Origin of the sequence: Actinomadura sp. 1N219 (genome assembly GCF_044326405.1) — a bacterium.
Classification (GTDB): domain Bacteria; phylum Actinomycetota; class Actinomycetes; order Streptosporangiales; family Streptosporangiaceae; genus Spirillospora.
In genome coordinates this window covers 54,275-70,292 of record NZ_JBIRAY010000026.1, presented here as the reverse complement: position 1 = coordinate 70,292, position 16,018 = coordinate 54,275, and the positions used below count along the sequence as shown (strand labels likewise).

Genomic DNA, 16,018 nt, shown 5'->3' with positions numbered 1-16,018 from the left:
CCCCCCCCCCCCCCCCCCCCCCCGCGACGGTGGCCGTGCATGAGCGATCTACTTGCTGCCCTCCTCGTTGTCGCCGGAGGTCGCCCACAGCGCGACACCGGTGCCGACGGCGAGCGCGACGACCAGGAAGACACCGTTGAGGTGCCACTCGTAGGCGACGATGGCGGCGAAGAGCCAGAACACCGGCAGCCAGAGCAGTTTGAACATCACAAGATCCCCTTTTTGGGTTGGTGACGGAGAGAACTTCTTTTTCTGTGCAGCACGAAATGACCGGGCGGGCACGAAAGCCCGCCCGGTCATTTGTCGGGACACGAGACAAGGCCAGGCGGCCCTGGGGGCGCCTGGTCGGCTTGGTGAGCGGTTGTGCGGTCAGCGCCTCGATGCCGGGCGGATTAGGCGCTTATCGCCGGTTGAGGCGCTGCTGGGTGATCAGCGCGGCGGCCTGGGGAGCTGAACTCGCCAGGTCTGGCCGTCGGCGTAGCCGAAGTTCCCCTGGAAGGTCTCGATCCAGGTGCCTTCCGGGTCGTGGTGGACGTCGGTGATCTCATCACCGGAGGCGAGAACGTCGCCTTGGCGGAGATCCTGGCCGTTGACGACCTGGGTCTTGATCTTCTCCATAGGCCTCCAGATGGCTTGGGGGACGGTGGCATGCTCGCGGTTCACCCGGTTCCGTGCCTGCCGTCGCTTGGGGAGGGATTACCGGTGTCGTCCACTGCCGTTCTCGATGGCTTTCGGGGTGATTTTCCGAATGGCCGCCGCTCTGGCAGTGCTGATGCTCAGCGCGTACGCGATCTCAGAAACTTTCATGGGTTTGCCGGAGGCTTGCTCGACCTCAGCGACGATGCTCGACATACGCTCGTCGCTGACGTTGTGACCCCGTTCCAGAATCTTTCCTGCGGTTTCTGTGATCTTTCCCGGATCTTTCCCAGGGCTGGCATCGCCCCAGGTCACATCCAGCGTGGCGCTTTCTGGAAGCTTTCCCGCCGCTTTCTGGTCGTGGCTGCCGAGCAGTTCGGCCAGGGGGTCTCTCCCGGAAATGGCGTCGGTCGCGGTGCTGGCCATCATCGCCTTTGCGGCATCGACCAGAAGGCGGCGGGAAGCGGTCTCGTCCAGGCCGGTTTCGCAGGCCCGTTCGATCGCCTCGACGGGCAGCGTGCCCTCCCGGCACGCCCGCATGATCGCCGCCCGCACCTTTTTGGCTTTGGCGCCTTTGTACCCGGCATCCTCTTGGGCTGCCTCCACCACCCGGGAAACCGCCTTGATCTTCTCGGACCGCAGCACCAGAGCGGAAGAAACGGGGGAACGGTGCCGCAACCGGTACATGTTCGCCTCCCGCCACGCGCCGGGATTGGTCAGGCACAGCACCATCGGGACGCGTTCCACACCGATAGCGGCGTCGATCCGCGCCCGCAATAGCCAGGCCACGCTTTCGGCGAACACCGCAAGGGTGACCGCCATCAGGGCGTGCGCGGCCACGAACCAGCTGAACCAGCCGCCGCCGACCGTGCGCCCGTACCAGGCGCCGATCCCGGCGCTGATCACCACCAGCACGATCCCGTACAGCCGGGTGACCAACTGGCCGCGCGACTCCTTGACCGCCAGCACCAGCGACAGCGCCACCAGCACCGTGCCGGCGACGTCGAAGCCAATCGGCAGCAACTCCGCCAGATGCCGGGGCTCCCCGGCCTCCAGCAGCGCCGTCCGGGCGTTGGTGTAAGACACCCACATGAGCACCACGTACAGGGCGCCCACCACGACCAGAACGGCTTTGCAGGCCAGCTCGCCGCGCTTGCTCAAGGCGATACGCCCAACCCCGGGCAGGCCGGCCGCCGCGCGGTCGGTGTCTTCCGGCCGGGCTTCGCCGCGGCTGTCATCATCAGGGCCGTCCTCGCGGGGACTGGTCGGCCAGTCGGCCCTGTCATCCATGCTGTCCATCGGGGTCCGGTGCTCCTTCCAGGAGGAATCCGGGGCTGCTGGGGGGCGCGGTGCGGGGCACGTTGTGGGCTGCGTTGTGGGCTGCGCAGACCCGCTTGGCCAGGGCGCGGTACCGGCGGGTGGCCCGGGACGCGATCTCGTAGTCGGGCACCGTGACCGCCATCCCCGCCACCCGGGCGTAGATATCGGCCCGCGCATTCAGAGCCCGCGCGATCAGGTCCAGATCGGCGGCGGTGAACACGGAATTGATGGTCATTGTCGTCTCCCTGGGAAAAGGTTCTCGGCCCAGAAAAGCCAAAGGGAAAAGGAACCTGTCCGGCTGATCTCAGTGCGGCGCGCGGTTCGGCTCGGCGCTGAAGAACATGACGTTCCCGCCCTGAAACTGGCGGGGAATCGTCTTGAGGACGTGCTCGTAGATTGCGGACCGCGTGGTGCCCGCGCCGACCCGCATGGTGCACGTGAACGTGCCCTGCATGGCACCCGTACCGTTGTTGGTTGGCCTGCTGATCGTGATGATCGCGAAGTACTCGGTCATGCGACCGCCTCCGGCCGCTCGCGCTCACGGCGGAGGGCGGCACGTTCCCTCGGGCCGGTGCCACCGAACACGCCGTAGCGGTCCTGCCACTGCTCGAACGTCAACGCCCACTCCAGGCACTCGATGCGGACAGAGCAGGCCGCGCATGCCTGCTTCGCGAGCTGGGTGATGTGGTCACCGGTGCCGCCCTCGCTGAAGAACACCTCGACACCGAGTTCGGCGCACAGCGCGTCCTTGGTCCAGGCGGGAACTTCCAGGCGCAGGTTCACGCGTCCGGGGTCGTCCCACGGCTGGTGCGCGCGGTTGCGGCGGTGGCGAGGCGCAGGCATAGCGGATCTCCTAGTCGGGAGAGGGCATGACCGGGTCGGGTCCGGCGTTTGATGGGGCGGGGCGGGCTTGCGGGACGCGGCTTCCGTGCCTGTGGCATCACCGGGGCGTCTGGAGCGCTGCCATCCCGCTGACCGGCATCCACCGCAGGTCGCCGATGAAGCGGACCTGGTGGCCGTGGTCGCCGATCTCGGCGACCTGGCCGATGTACCAGTAGCCGTCGTGGAAGAACAGGTACCAGTCGCAGATCTTGGCGTGGTGGCCGTCGTAGACCGGGCCGAGGTTGGTGAACCAGCGGCCGTCGACAGCGATCTGCTTGTCGGCAGGGCTGTTGCCCGCGCTGAGGATGTGCATGGCTACACCGGCGTGAACGGGGCCGGCAGGACGGCGGAGGCGTTCACGAGATCCGCCCCATCGCCTCCGACAGCGCGGACTCGATCGTGGGGTGGAACCGGACGCTGTCGTCGGCGTCGGTCCGGTGCGCGTGGGGGCCGCGGATGTAGAACCGGCGGTCCCGCAGGCCCGTGCACACTTGCCCGTATTCGCCGTTCACCGTGATGTACTCGGCGTGGCAGGAGTCGCGCCCGACGATGTTGAACGACGGTGTCCGCAAGATGCTCAGGACGCCGGTGTCGTCGTCGTGCAACGCCTCGGTCGCGTCGCGGACGATTCTGGTGATCTTTCCGTGGTACTCCGATGTCATCGGTTGGTGGTCCCTTCCTACGGGATGCGGCGCGGGGACCGGCGAGGCATCGTTGCCCCGGCGGTCCCCGCGCGGTGAGTGGTTCGGGTGTTTAGTCGTCGGCGGCCTCCAGGCCGCGGACGGTCGACTGGGCCTTGCTGAGCAGGCGGTCCAGATTGGTCGCGGCGGCGGACGCCTCCCGCGTCACGCTCGTCAGCGCCCGGGAGGCGGCGTCGGCGTCGCCGCCGTATCGGCCGTAGTCCGGGTGCTCACGGGCTTGGCCGCTGGTCACCTGGCCGTCGATGAACTCGGCCATCTGCCGCAGCGCCTGCGGCAGCTTGGAAACGGCGGCCGACAGCTCGCCCAGCACGCTGTACACGTCACTGGGGTAGGTCAGCCCGTTCGTGCTCATGGTGGCGTAGTTCAGCAGCCGGAACGCGGCGTCGATCCCGGCCGCGACCGCGCGGGTCCGCTCGTTATTGTGCGGGCCGTCGGCGGTGACCGGCCGGTCGTGCTCGTCCGCCCTGATCTCGATCATCTGTGGTCGTCCTTCCAGGGTGAAGTGGCCGGGTGGTGGCTATGCGGAGTCGCGTTCCCACTCGGTGGCGCAGGCCCAGCAACAGCCCAGCCGCTTGCGCAGCACGTAACCAACGTCGGTGCGGCAGCGTGGGCAGGTCCGCCGCGCGGCCAGGGCCTTGGTCAGCGCGGCGTGCTGCGCAAGGGTCGGGGTGCGTTTGGGCAGCGCCAGCCGCCGGTCGTACAGGTAGGCCACGCCGAGCCCGCGGCACCGGTACCAGAGCACCTGAGCGACGACGTCTTGTCCGCCGGGGCGGAGCCCGTCGGCGGCGAGCTGGCGGCGCGTGGCCAGGTGCGGTGGCGCCAGCCGCCATGGGTAGGTGGGGATGCCGTACCGGTCCCCGCGCGGGTCCCAAAACCGCGCGGAGCTACGCCGTGCCATCGGCGGAATGTCCGGTCGTGGGCGGGGCCGGGTGCGGGGTCGTGGGGGTCCAGCGGTGTCCGCATCCGCACCGGTGCCGCCCGTTGGGCAGCATCCGGACGCTGCGCACGCTTCCGCAGTTGGAGCACCCGCCCGTTCCGGCGCCGGTCGGGGCGCCGGTCGGGTCGGTTAGACCAGCCGGTATGGGGTGCGGGCCGATCGCCGCGACCGGCATCGAAATTGGGATCGTCATCGCGCGCAGCGCTCCCTTCTCCCCCTGGTGTCGGGGGTCGGATGACGAGGGGTCCGGGGCGTCTGGCACCGGGTGAGACGGCCTCACCCCCGCGCGAGCATCTGTCGCGGCGGGGGTGGGGCCGCCCGGACTCGGGGTCAGCTCCTGCTAGGCGGCCAACCCGTCACCGGCCGCGGGGATGAGGGCGTTCAAGGTCCCTGCCGGCAACGCCTCGCCCGGCCGGGCGGTCACGCGGGCGATCGAGAACCGCCACCACTCCCCGCCCCGGTGCTGGGCCGCCACGTACGCGCGCACCAGCGCCACGTGGTCGTGTGCGCGGTCCCGGTCGGTGAACGGGCCCAGCGCCAGCGCCGATTCGGCCATTCGGGCACTGGTGCGCACCGAGACGTAGAACCCGGCCGCGGGCTCGGGCTGCGTGCCGAGGGTGCGGGCGGCGAGCGTGGCGGGCGGTCGGGCGGGCATGCGGTTCATGGGCAGGGAGTCCTTTCGGGACAGGTGCCGCAACGCCGTCAGGCCCGCCCCGTGGTCGGGGCGGGCCTGACGGCGCGCGGAGGGTGCGGCCAAGGGGCCGCGTGCAGGTGAAAGGGAGGTCAGCGTCCGCCGGGGCAACTGCCGGAGCCGTTGCACACTCCGCACTGCTTGCCGCCGGGGTGGGTCCCGCCACCGCCGCACATGTGGCAGTCCTGGCCGGTCACGACCGCCCATACGTGGCGCAGGAAACGGAGGTAGGTCATGATGTGGCTTCCTTCCTGTAAGGAGCCCGGGACGCCGCTGCTTGGTCGTGGGGGCGTCCCGGGTCTTTGGGGGAACTCTGTGGGCCCCTCAGCCTTCGGCGGGGGCGGCCAGCACGACGTCGAGGTAGCGGCGCACGCCGCTGTCCCGCCGGTTCGGGTACGGGGCCGATACCTCACCGACCGCGCACCGGTCGCCGGGCAGATCAGCCAGCAGATCGGCCAGCGCCGCCACGTCATCGGCGTCGCCGGACAGCCGCACCTTGACCAGCCGGGGCCGTGGCGCGCTCACCACCGGGCCCAGCTGGTCAAGGTGCCGTCCGACGTCGGCGTGTTCGGAGCCGCTCCCGGCTTGTCGAGGGCGGCCTCGATGCGGTCGGCTGCCTTGCGGGTGTACGGGTGAGACCGCATCCGCGCGCACAGGTCCCGCACCCGCTCGACGGCGGCGAGCGCCTCATCCCGCTCTTCGAGCAGTTCGGTGCGGCGGTCGTCGGCCCTCTGCTGCTCCTCGGCCACGGCGGCAACGAGCGCCGCCTCGACGACGGGCAGGACGGCGTCGGCAACGTCCAGGACATCGCCGCGCGCGTCCCCGTAGCCGTACGGGTAGGTCTCGGCGAGGAGGGCCTCGGCGAGCCGGTCGCGCAGGTCGCCGGTGGGCGCGGACTCAGACATCATCTGGCTCCGTACTGAAATCTCCGGGGAAGGAGGCCGGTTCGTCCGCGCTGTCCATGCCTCGCGCGCCTCGCAGATGGAGCCGCACAGGCATCGCTCTATGGACGGGCAGATCCAGTCGTCGGGCAGGTTCACGATGCCTCCCAGAGGGTGCGGGGATTCCATTTCGGTCGGATCGGACAGAGCACAAGCGCCCCGGCCTGGACCAGGCCGGGGCGCATGACGTCGTGAAGGGGGTTATCGGGCGGCGATCTGGACGACGGCCCGCGGGACGGGCGGCTTCGGTCGCGGCAACACGCGCGTCTCACGGCGTCGACCCGCCTCCCGGCCAGCGTCGCCGAGACGCTCTCGCCATTCGGCGACCGACAGGTCGACCCGCACCCTTTGTCCACTTCCGCAACACCGCGGAGGCGACGGTCGGAACTCGGCCGGCCAGGCGTCAGCGCCCGGCACGTGCGGGCCTCGGTGCGCCGTGATCATTCCGCGTTTGATCGACTTCCAGTTCCCGCACTCCGGGCACGCGACCAGCGCACAACTGCGCTCCGAAAGACTGATCAGGTTCGGGGGCAGGGAGCTGGCGAGGATGATCGGCTTCCCGTTATGCCGCATGGGTGGGCCCTCCTGATGTCGGCTCTTGCCTTCCCCACCCCGCACGAGACCGACGTGCCCAGATCGGACGCGACGCCCCCGCACGGGACAGGCAGCGCAAGTGCTACAGACGTTTCGGGTGACATCCAGCGCCAGTCCAGGGACCTCATGACTCGTCAACCCAGACGCCCAGAGGGCAGAGGCACCGATGCCGTGTGAAGTTGTTCCGCAGTCACTCAACCGCAGACGCCAAACGTTTGATGTTTGACGCTGGTTAGCATGCGCCCACTGCGCAAGGTTGTCAAGCGACGCCAATCGTTTGGCGTTCGCCATCTTGTCTGGTTAGGTAGACCTAAGAAGCCAGCAGGCAGCAGAAAGGTGCAGCTAGATGCCCAACGTGGACCGGCACGGGTTCCGCGAGATCGCCACCAAGATCCGCGAAGAAATCATCGGAGGTCGGTACCCAACGGGATCCGTCCTGCCTCCCGAGCCAGAGCTGGCCCAGCGGTACGGCGCTTCCCGTAGCTTGGTGAACAGAGCAATGCAGGTACTCGCTGCTGAGGGCCTGGTTCGCCCACGGCAGGGACGGGGCACCATGGTCACCTGGCTCCCGCCGATGCTTCACTCCCCCGCTCGCTACGACCGCAGCACGCGTGAAGCGAAGGGTGCCCGCGGCGCATTCGACGCCGAGATACGTGCCCGCGGCCTGGAGCCACAGCACGAGATCACCACCGAGCACGCCGAGCCACCGCCGAACGTCGCCGACATTCTGGGCCTGCCAGCCGGAGAAGCCAACTGCCTAGTACGGCATCGGCGGCTGCTGGCCAGTGACATCCCGGTCCGGATCAACTCCAGTTGGTTCCCCCTCAGCATCGCCGGAGGCACGGTTCTGGAAGAGAACGGGCCTGTGATCGTCGGTGGCGTCAAGAGCGCACTCGCTGATCTCGGCTATCCCCAGGTCTCAGCCCGGGAGGAGATCGTCCCCAGCCGCATGCCCACCGATGCCGAAGCGAACGCACTGGAGATCAGCCCCGAACGCACCGTCGTGGAGATCACGCACGTCGGCATGACCGCAGAGGGGCAGGCCGTCGAGGTCACCATCTCGGTCGCCCCGGCGCACTACCTGACGGCTCAGTACGAGTTCCCACTCACCTGACATCCGGAGACCACCGCAACATGATCACGCGACTCGTCGAAGACCACTCCCGCAAGCTCGCCGCTGAGGCACAACTACCGGCGTTCCTGTACGACCTGGACGCACTCCGCGAGCACGCGTCCGAGGTCAAGGCAGCGCTCACGGTCCCTGGAGCACCGGAGATCTTCTATGCCGCCAAGGCCAACCCAGACGCGCCAATTCTGCGCACGCTGGCTCCCTACGTCGATGGCATCGAGGTTGCATCCGGCGGCGAGCTGGCGCACGTTCACGAAGCTTTGCCGAACGCACGCTTGGCCTTTGGCGGCCCCGGCAAGACCGACAGTGAACTTGAATTGGCGCTGAAGCTAGGTGCCGAGCGCGTTCACGTCGAGAGCCCCTATGAACTGTCCCGACTGGCGAGCATCGCCCGTTCGACAGGTCGTGAGGTCAATGTCATGCTCCGTCTCAACCTCGCTGGCGACCGCAGCGGTGTGGCTTTGGCTATGAGTGGCCCATTCGGCATGGACCCAGAACTCATCGAGTCTTGCACTGAGCTTCTGCCCGCCTCCCCTGAGATCCGGCTGCACGGCATTCACGCACATCTGGCCTCTGGCCTGGACGCCCCTGCGATGGTGGCCCAGTCCGCTGAGATCCTCAAATGGGGACGTGCATGGCTCGACAAGATCGGGCACCGCGGGCCACGGGAGTTCAACCTCGGGGGCGGCATGGCCGTTGACTATGCGGCGCCCGATACCCGCTTCGACTGGAAGCGGTACGCGACTGGCATTGCGGCTCTCGCCGTGCCGGGCGAGACACTGCGAATCGAGCCCGGCCGAGCCATCAGTGTCTACGCGGGCTGGTACGTCACCGAGGTTCTGGACGTGAAGAAGGCTCATGGCCAGTGGTACGCAGTACTTCGCGGCGGCACCATGCACATCCGAACTCCGGTCACCAAGCAGCACAATCAGCCGTTCACCGTGCTCCACCGCGACAGCGAGGGCCCCAGAGTCACCGGCGAGCCAGTGACCCTAGTCGGCCAGCTCTGCACCCCGAAGGACGTCTTCGCTCGCAAGGTTCCCATCGACCGCATTGCAGTGGGCGACCTAATCGCCTTCTCCATGGCTGGCGCCTACGCCTGGAACATCTCACACCACGACTTCCTCATGCACCCGAAGCCGGTATTTCACTATCTGGGCAATTAGAGCCGCAATAGGAAGGCCCTAGCCGTAAGCGGCTAGGGCCTTCCTATTTCTGAACGCTATTGCCGGAGTCCTCCCACCAGATGCCGGAGGGCGGCGATACTTCGGTATGGGTCGGTGCGGCCAGCCTCTTCTTCGCAGGCAACGATCTCGGCGAGTTGCTCGTCTGACGGTACCGTGGCTTCCATTGCAGCGAACTCCGTGAACGTCAGCACCCCATACCATTCATCGATTCTCAGCCCGACAGAAGCGAGTTGGTTCGTCAGGTCACCCAACCGGTCCGCTCGCGCTTCGACTCCAAGCCGATTGCGGTAGCCCGTTGCGCCAAAGGCGGCCTTAGCCGCCGTCCAGTCACCACGAAGTCCCGGATAGAGCGCGGGACAATCACCGTTCCGGACCAGCAGGGACAGCACGCCCGTCTCCTCATTGAGCGCGTTCGCCGTCGCACGCAGCAGAGGGACCGGGTCTGCCAGGTACATCAGGACGCCGTGGCACAGCACAACATCGAAGGTCTCGCCGGGCAGAACCTCGGCTATCCGTTCCGCCTCCCCGTGAACCAGACGAACACGGTCCCGAACATGCGAGGGCCGTCCAGCGAGGGCGTCCCCGAAGTCGGCCAGCATCCCGGATGAATGATCTAGGCCCGTCACCTGGTACCCACGCTCGGCGAGCTTCAGGGCCTGCGTGCCCTGTCCACAGCCAACGTCCAAGACGGTCGCCGGGAGTGTCGGCAGGTGGGCGTCAAGCTGCGCAGCCACCAGCCGCTGCCTGACAGTGTTGGGCAGCATGCCCAGGCGATCACGCCAGACGCTTTCAACCGAAGCGAATCCGCTCACGGACATGGTTCATTCCTTTCCTGTGACGGCGCCTGGCGCCGGATCTACGCTACGCTTCGCGCCGACCTGGGGGGCGACGCGTCTCGCACGGCCGTGCTCGACGGCTCAACAGCCCCCCGCCTCACCCCCTTCCGACCGGCCCGGACGTACGGCATCCGCCCATCGTCGAGCGACCCCGGGATGGGAGTGAGGTGGGAGCGACGAAGGTTGCTCACGTGCGGTCAGACGCAGTGATTTACGGTCACCTGCAGTGTTCGACCTGCGGAAAGACCAGGCTCACAGCGTATCGGACACGTGTGGGCCCTGTTGTGGTCACGGTTTTCATGGGATCGCTTTGATGAGATTGCAGCCGCTCGACCGAACTTGTGAAGACTTCCTGTATAGGTTCAAGGCGGCCCGAGAACCGGGGCGGCACGCGCCTCCGACGCGGCTGGCCCCTCCGCCTCCGCTTGAGCGCGGGCGACGGGGCAAGGCCGGCACCGGTCGACTGCTGGCGCGGAGAGCTTTGTGTGCGCTCCAAGGGCCCACCATTAGACATGACCGGGAGGTCATGCTTCAGAAGGGCCAGCAGCATACTCGGGGCAAGGTTTCGGTGACGGAACTGTGCCGATTGTGGCCCAGACCCTTGACAAGGCGCGGCGACTTTGAGGTCTGTCACAGACTCGCTCGCGAAGCCCTGCAGACCTCGCATCCTGGTCAAAGTGCGGGCGCTTTGGGGCGATCGGCGAAGATTTCTGCACCTCACAGGAGCCTTGACAAGTGTTCGAGGAGTTGTCCAAAACGTCGCACTCGAACCAAATGAGTAAATTCCAGGTGGTATTTTTTCACTGAACGACGCTGATCAGACATGTAATACGGCGTTCACCATGCGGCCCCCCGCGCGGCGCGCAAAAATACGAGCAAGAGATCGGCGGGCACGCCTCCACGCGACAGACGATGCTGTAGGAAGAGCGCCCCGCCACCCCCCGCTTCAACGGAAAGGAACTCGCGAAGCCGAAGCGCCGGGATGACCGTGGAGCCGATCACGAGCCTCAGCCGTGCGTGATCGTTGAGCCCGGTCGACCGGCGCGTTCGGCATAAGTCGGGCGTACCCAAATCGGTGCTGCCCAAAAGGACAGAGGGCCGCCCCCCGCTGCGAAGCTGCCAAACCAGCCGCTGGGGGCGACCCTCCCAATCGACCCCGGAGGGTCTATGTCACTTGCAGAGTACGCGACTCGCGCCGCGCGTGTGACTCACATGAGTCATTGCACGTGCATTCGGACAGCGCCACGCCTTGTCCCGCCGAGGGGGCTGTCGTGACCACGATGTCGACAACCCCCACGGCTTTCGGTGTCTACCGAGTTGACCGGCTCCTCGGCCACGGCATGCAGGGCGAGACCTACCTGGCGTCCGACCCTGCGGGCCGACAGGTTGCAGTGAAGACGATCCACGCGATGCCTGGGCGGAAGGCGCGGTCGGCGCTCGACACGGAGGTCGTCGCGCTCCAGTCGGTGCACCCGGCGTTTGCGCCCACGTTCATCACCTACGACGCGTGCGTCGACCGGCCGTACTACGTCATGGAATACGTCGAAGGCAGGACCGTCGATGACATCATCGCTAAGGAAGGGCAGCTCAGCGCGGTCGAGGCGGAGCGGCTGGCAGTCCGGCTCACAGCGATCCTCGCAGCCTTGCACAGTGTCGGAACCGCGCACGGCGACTTCCGAGGTCAGAACCTGATCGTCGGCAAAGACGGCGGCATCTACGTCCTGGACTTCGGGCGAGCCGTGCTGCGGTCAGAGTCGCGCAAACTCTTCCGCCAGCGGCGGCGAAGCGATCTGCGGCAACTTGGGGAACTGATCGTGCTGGCTCGGAACGGTCGGGCGCCCTTTGGAGAAGATTCCTCCCTCGCGATCGAGCGGTACGACGAAGGCCGCGCAGACGTGGGCGCCTTGACGGGCCGGACGCGAAGCGTCGCGCTTGGGCTCCTCCAGAAGCGGCCGTGCTGGCGGGGAAGAATGTCAGCGAAGCGGGCACACCGGATTCTGGTACGAGGGCGACGAGCGCGCCGACGGGTCTGGTCAGGAATGTTCGTAGTTCTGCTGGCCCTGTCCACGGCAGAGGCTGCCATGAGCGCGATCCGCGACAGTGCATGACCGCCCTAGAGGCGAAGCACCCAATGAACATCACGGCCTAATGACGCTGCGCCAGCAGAGGGGCGGCTGGCATTCGACCAAGAGTCCCGGCATGCCCCGCTCGCCGGGGTCGCGCCCCACAGGGCAGCAAAAGGCCCGTCCACCGAAGCCAGCGACCAGGGTCTACATCGCTCTGAGCGGCTCAGCTTGAGGGGTGAAGTACAGCCGGAAAGTACAGCAACCGCCAGGGTGCGGTGTGGATCTCAGCAGACTCCCACGGACGCCACACGCTAGGCGCCAAGGTGACCGGATCATGCTCGCCGGTACCTGGGGGTCAAGGGGTCGTGGGTTCAAATCCCGCCGTCCCGACAGCACAAAGAAGCCCTGTCGACCACGGAGTTAACCGAGGTCAGCAGGGCTTTTGCGTTGCCGCCCGCCATCGCGGTCATGATCTAGACGGCTCGGAGCCGGGGACCACCTGGGGACCGCCGGTCCTTGAGATGGGTACTCAGCGCATCCCCCGCCGCGTTGATCGACTGGGCGTCCGGATGCAGGTACCGCTGTGTCGTGGTCAGCGAGCCGTGACCGGCGATCTTCCGAAGGACGTGCACGGGGACGCCCGCGTCAGCCATCCAGGTCAGCCCGGTATGCCGCAGGTCATGACGCCGCAGGTACTCGTACCCAAGCTGAGAGACCACCTCGTCCCAGTGCGTGGCGTCCCGTAGCACGGCAGTGGTGATCCGGCCGCCCTTCGGCCCCGTGAACAACCGGGCCATCGGCTTGTCCCCCACAGCGTCCAGCCGCCGACCGACCATCGCACGGATCTCGTCGATGAGCGGGACGGGCCGGGCCCGCCGGCCTTTGGTGCCCTTATCGACCAGGCCACCGGGTCCAGGGGTTGTCTGACGCCGAACCGTCCAGGTCCACGAGTCCCGGTCGATATCGCAGACGCGGACTCCGGACACCTCGCCGATTCGTGCGGCGGTACAGGCGGCGAAGATGACGACCTCGCCCCAACCGGCATAATTCCCCGCCGAACGGTCCACCAAGGCGGCGGCGAGATCGGTCAGGGCTGTCCAGTCCGGCAGGGCCAGCGAGCGAGGATCGTCCAGCTCATCCTGGGCTTGCTTGTATTCACGTTGCCAGCCCGTCACACGGGCGGTGTTGCGATCGATGATGCCGTCTCTGACCGCCTGCTCCATGACCCGCACGAGGATAGCGACGCTGTTCTTGACGGTCGACCGGCCGGAGCCGTCAGCGATCCACGCGTGAACGGTGCGGTCCACAGCACCATTGCTGATCATCCGAACCGGCAGGTGTCCGAGTGACGGCACGACGCGCCGTCGCCAGCCCGCCATGTAAGGATCGAGTGTCTTGGCTTCCAGGCCGCGCGTGGCCAACGTCATCACGCTCTCGCCGTATTCGGCGAGGGTCATGGTGAAGGTGGCCGGGTCGATTCCCGCTTGCGCGGCTTTCTGGATGTCGTCAAGCCAGGCTTGCGCTTTGTCTTCGTCCTCCGCAGATTCAGACACCGAGCATCGACGCCGTGTCGATGGGTCGACCCAGCGCACCCGGGCGCGATAAGGGCGTGGCCGACCTGCTCGGTATTCAATATCGGCGGACAGCGAAACACCGACCGGGATCTGTTCACGCTGACTCATCGAGGTCGCTCCTGCGGGGCGATTCGGTGACTCAGCAGCCACCGCTGCACGTCGATGGCGCTGTATCGGGTGACGGCACCGCTCAACCGGACGAACGGAGGGCCCTGCACGGGGTCGGCAGTTCGCCAGCGTCGCAGGGTTGAGGGGTCCACACCGATGATCTCGGCGAGTTCTTCAGTCGTGTACCAGCCGCCGAGCAACAGCCCGGCATCGCTTTGACGTTCGAGGGTCTCTGTCATCACGTTCCTTTCAAGGTCAGGCAGCTCTTTCGGTGAGTGTGAAGGCGTTCATCTCGTGGGCGAGTTCTTCGCGTCCGGCTTGGTGTCGGCGGCGGGCTTGGTCGGCGGCGGTATTGGCCAGGAGGGCGTCTCCGGTGGTTTTCCAGCCGGTGCCGACGTAGGACAAGCGGGCGAGGACAATCGTGGTTTCGGCGTCAAGGTCGTCTTGACGGTGAATCCGTTCGTCGGAGTAGTCCGGCCCTTGGGGTTGGGTGCGGCGGTAGTGGACGCGTGCAGCGCGTAGCGCGGCGAAGGTGAGTGAGTAGTGGCGGGCTTTGGTGAGAAAGTGGCCGCCGAAGCCGAGCATGTGCGCCCAGCGGCGCAGGGACTCGAAGCCGGGGTGGTCGCCGAGGGTCCAGGCCGCGTGCACGAGGCGTTCGGTGTGGGTGCCGCCGGGGTCGGCGTACAGGCCGATGTTGTGGGGGTGGAGGCGGCGGGAGGTGTGTCCGGTGATCTCGGTGCCTTTGGTGGCGTATTTGGCGAGGTAACCGGCCACCATGGCGTCACTGACGGACTCGCCGTGCAGGCTGATGATACGGACGTCGACCTGTTCACCCCAGGTGATGGGCCAGCCGCCGGGCCGGTCCGGGTGCGGGTCGGTGGTGTAGACGATGTGCACTGCGGCGTAGCGGATCGCGTCGTCGAGGTCGGCGGCGGTGATCCCGGACGGCGGTGGGACGATCAGCGTCGGGTCGTCGGGGTCGATGCCGTCCAGGCGGAGCAGGGCGTGGAAGTGGATCGCGCCGCGTGCCTGGAATTCGGCGACCTTGCCATGAGAGACCCGGACCGGGGGCAGGCCACGGCGGCGGGCCAGTTGGTTGAGGCGGCGGGTGATGGCTTGTTTGGTGCGTCGCCACAGTTCGCCCGCGTGGTTGTTCCAGATGACGTGGTGGTCGTGGTCGTAGCAGTCCGGGCACAGCGGTTGCCCAAGGCGTTCGTCGCGGGGGTCGTGGCGGGCGAAGCATGCGACAGGTTGACCGTGGGGGCAGTGGGTGAAGTTGCGGCGGGCGTGGCAGGGGTCGGGGCGGCAGCTGCAGCGTGCGCGGTCGGTGCAGGTGTGGCGACGGACGTGGCGGGTGTGGACGGGCCCGAAGGAGGGTGCGGTGAGGGTGGCGAACACGGCCGGATGCCGCGTGACAGTGGTGGGGATGGTTTTGCCTCCGGCCAGGCCGGAGCGGATGAGGTGGAAGGCGTCGCGGCGGTAGGTGTCGGCGCAGGAAGGGCAGACGGTGGCGCGGCGGTTGCCGCAGGCTTTGTAGATCACGCCGTCGGGCATGGCGGTGGTGGACAGGGTGCGGGTGATCTCGCCGGTGCGGGTGTCGACGGTGTCGAGGTCGCCGAACAGGCGGATGGGGTGGGTGCATCCGGCGGCGGGCCAGACGTGGTCGAGCCAGTCGAAGTAGCCGTCTCCGGCGCGTTGTAGGGCGGTGTCGGTGGCGAAGATGTTGGGGCGGGTGATTTTCGAGGTCGGCGTTCGCGTAGAGCGTGGGGTGCGGGGAGGCAGAGTTGCGGGTGTGGTGGTGGGGAGGGTGAGTTGGGCGGGGGCGGTGAGTTTGGTGATGATGCGGTGGTGCCATTGGTAGGCGTAGCGGGGGCAGTTGGCGCAGTTCTTGTGTCCGGTGCAGCCGGGGAGGGGTTGTTGGAGGCGGCGGGCTTCGTAGCTCCAGGCCATGGAGTCGGCTGAGGCGAGCAGATGGCCGTAGCGTTCTAGGCCGCGGGTTTTGATGCCGAAGCCGTGCAGGCGCAGGCCGAGTCCGGCGAGGGTGGTGATGATGTGGGTGATTTCGTCGGTGGATTGGCGGCGGCAGACCGAGCCGACGCCGACGCGGGGTAGTTCGGCGAGGTTGATTCCGGCGTCGGTGTACAGCTGGACGCAGGTGAGGTAGTCGTGCAGGGTCCAACCCTGGAGGACGGGGATGATGGGAAGGTCTGGGGCCAGACTGCGCAGTTGTAGGTAGTTGTCGATGGTGCGGTGTTGGTGTTCGGCGACGGTCAGGCCGGTGCCGATGAAGTGCTGTCCGCCGAGGGTGCCTCCGTGGATGACTGCTGGTTCGCACATCCAGTCCATTGGGGCGGCCCAGTCCAGGCGACCGATTTGGTCTTGGTAGCGACGGATCTGATCGATGTATTGGGCGGGG

General features: G+C 67.2%; 21 protein-coding genes. 3 read left to right on the top strand and 18 right to left on the bottom strand.

Features of this window, described 5'->3' with window-relative positions:
• Positions 1-48 precede the first annotated feature (48 nt).
• From ACH35V_RS40860 to ACH35V_RS40795, 14 genes are all read right to left on the bottom strand, one after another.
• Positions 49-207, bottom strand: a complete 159-nt coding sequence (locus ACH35V_RS40860; protein ID WP_395980270.1) for a hypothetical protein — start codon at positions 205-207, stop codon at positions 49-51.
• 222 nt (positions 208-429) lie between these two features.
• Positions 430-618, bottom strand: a complete 189-nt coding sequence (locus ACH35V_RS40855) for a hypothetical protein (protein WP_395980269.1) — start codon at positions 616-618, stop codon at positions 430-432.
• 78 nt (positions 619-696) lie between these two features.
• Positions 697-1,935, bottom strand: a complete 1,239-nt coding sequence (locus ACH35V_RS40850; protein ID WP_395980268.1) for a hypothetical protein — start codon at positions 1,933-1,935, stop codon at positions 697-699.
• Complete coding sequence (locus tag ACH35V_RS40845) at positions 1,919-2,191, bottom strand: hypothetical protein (protein WP_395980267.1); 273 nt, start codon at positions 2,189-2,191, stop codon at positions 1,919-1,921. The genes ACH35V_RS40850 and ACH35V_RS40845 overlap by 17 nt, the downstream gene beginning before the upstream one ends.
• A gap of 69 nt (positions 2,192-2,260) precedes the next feature.
• Positions 2,261-2,470: a hypothetical protein gene (locus ACH35V_RS40840; RefSeq protein WP_395980266.1), complete on the bottom strand. Its 210-nt coding sequence runs from the start codon at positions 2,468-2,470 to the stop codon at positions 2,261-2,263.
• Entirely contained in the window at positions 2,467-2,799 is a 333-nt protein-coding gene (locus ACH35V_RS40835; protein ID WP_395980265.1) for a WhiB family transcriptional regulator, read from the bottom strand. Before ACH35V_RS40835 ends, ACH35V_RS40840 begins: the two co-directional genes overlap by 4 nt.
• Positions 2,800-2,896: 97 nt before the next feature.
• The gene (locus tag ACH35V_RS40830) at positions 2,897-3,151 is read right to left on the bottom strand and encodes a hypothetical protein (protein ID WP_395980264.1); all 255 of its coding nucleotides are present in this window, start codon (positions 3,149-3,151) and stop codon (positions 2,897-2,899) included.
• A 43-nt stretch (positions 3,152-3,194) separates the two neighbouring features.
• A complete protein-coding gene (locus ACH35V_RS40825) occupies positions 3,195-3,500 on the bottom strand; it encodes a hypothetical protein (protein ID WP_395980263.1) in 306 nt (101 codons plus the stop codon).
• Positions 3,501-3,591: 91 nt separating this feature from the next.
• Entirely contained in the window at positions 3,592-4,017 is a 426-nt protein-coding gene (locus ACH35V_RS40820) for a hypothetical protein (RefSeq protein WP_395980262.1), read from the bottom strand.
• A gap of 39 nt (positions 4,018-4,056) precedes the next feature.
• Positions 4,057-4,437, bottom strand: coding sequence for an RRQRL motif-containing zinc-binding protein (locus tag ACH35V_RS40815; protein WP_395980261.1), 381 nt, complete (start codon positions 4,435-4,437; stop codon positions 4,057-4,059).
• Positions 4,438-4,816: 379 nt separating this feature from the next.
• Positions 4,817-5,140 carry a hypothetical protein gene (locus tag ACH35V_RS40810; protein WP_395980260.1) on the bottom strand — a complete coding sequence of 108 codons (324 nt, stop codon included), beginning with the start codon at positions 5,138-5,140 and terminating at the stop codon, positions 4,817-4,819.
• Between the two features lie 119 nt (positions 5,141-5,259).
• Entirely contained in the window at positions 5,260-5,403 is a 144-nt protein-coding gene (locus ACH35V_RS40805; RefSeq protein WP_395980259.1) for a hypothetical protein, read from the bottom strand.
• 88 nt (positions 5,404-5,491) lie between these two features.
• Positions 5,492-5,692 carry a hypothetical protein gene (locus ACH35V_RS40800; RefSeq protein ID WP_395980258.1) on the bottom strand — a complete coding sequence of 67 codons (201 nt, stop codon included), beginning with the start codon at positions 5,690-5,692 and terminating at the stop codon, positions 5,492-5,494.
• A complete protein-coding gene (locus ACH35V_RS40795; protein WP_395980257.1) occupies positions 5,689-6,072 on the bottom strand; it encodes a hypothetical protein in 384 nt (127 codons plus the stop codon). The genes ACH35V_RS40800 and ACH35V_RS40795 overlap by 4 nt, the downstream gene beginning before the upstream one ends.
• Before the next feature lie 976 nt (positions 6,073-7,048).
• Between ACH35V_RS40795 and ACH35V_RS40790 the strand changes: the two genes are divergently transcribed.
• Together ACH35V_RS40790 and ACH35V_RS40785 are read left to right on the top strand one after the other, a co-directional pair.
• Entirely contained in the window at positions 7,049-7,816 is a 768-nt protein-coding gene (locus ACH35V_RS40790) for a GntR family transcriptional regulator (RefSeq protein WP_395980256.1), read from the top strand.
• Positions 7,817-7,836: 20 nt separating this feature from the next.
• Positions 7,837-8,997, top strand: coding sequence for a type III PLP-dependent enzyme (locus tag ACH35V_RS40785; RefSeq protein WP_395980255.1), 1,161 nt, complete (start codon positions 7,837-7,839; stop codon positions 8,995-8,997).
• 56 nt (positions 8,998-9,053) lie between these two features.
• On the opposite strand, the gene ACH35V_RS40780 is transcribed toward ACH35V_RS40785, so the two are convergent.
• Positions 9,054-9,836: a class I SAM-dependent methyltransferase gene (locus ACH35V_RS40780; RefSeq protein WP_395980254.1), complete on the bottom strand. Its 783-nt coding sequence runs from the start codon at positions 9,834-9,836 to the stop codon at positions 9,054-9,056.
• A gap of 1,298 nt (positions 9,837-11,134) precedes the next feature.
• On the opposite strand from ACH35V_RS40780, the gene ACH35V_RS40775 reads away from it, so the two are divergent.
• Positions 11,135-11,962: a protein kinase gene (locus tag ACH35V_RS40775; RefSeq protein WP_395980272.1), complete on the top strand. Its 828-nt coding sequence runs from the start codon at positions 11,135-11,137 to the stop codon at positions 11,960-11,962.
• Positions 11,963-12,393: 431 nt separating this feature from the next.
• Here ACH35V_RS40775 and ACH35V_RS40770 read toward each other — a convergent pair whose 3' ends face one another.
• The 3 genes from ACH35V_RS40770 to ACH35V_RS40760 are packed head-to-tail and all read right to left on the bottom strand — an operon-like array spanning position 12,394 to position 15,939.
• Positions 12,394-13,602: a tyrosine-type recombinase/integrase gene (locus ACH35V_RS40770; protein ID WP_395980253.1), complete on the bottom strand. Its 1,209-nt coding sequence runs from the start codon at positions 13,600-13,602 to the stop codon at positions 12,394-12,396.
• Positions 13,599-13,841, bottom strand: a complete 243-nt coding sequence (locus tag ACH35V_RS40765; protein WP_395980252.1) for a helix-turn-helix transcriptional regulator — start codon at positions 13,839-13,841, stop codon at positions 13,599-13,601. The genes ACH35V_RS40770 and ACH35V_RS40765 overlap by 4 nt, the downstream gene beginning before the upstream one ends.
• A gap of 16 nt (positions 13,842-13,857) precedes the next feature.
• Positions 13,858-15,939 (bottom strand): replication initiator, encoded by a 2,082-nt coding sequence (locus ACH35V_RS40760; protein ID WP_395980251.1) that lies wholly within the window; start codon positions 15,937-15,939, stop codon positions 13,858-13,860.
• Positions 15,940-16,018 lie beyond the last annotated feature (79 nt).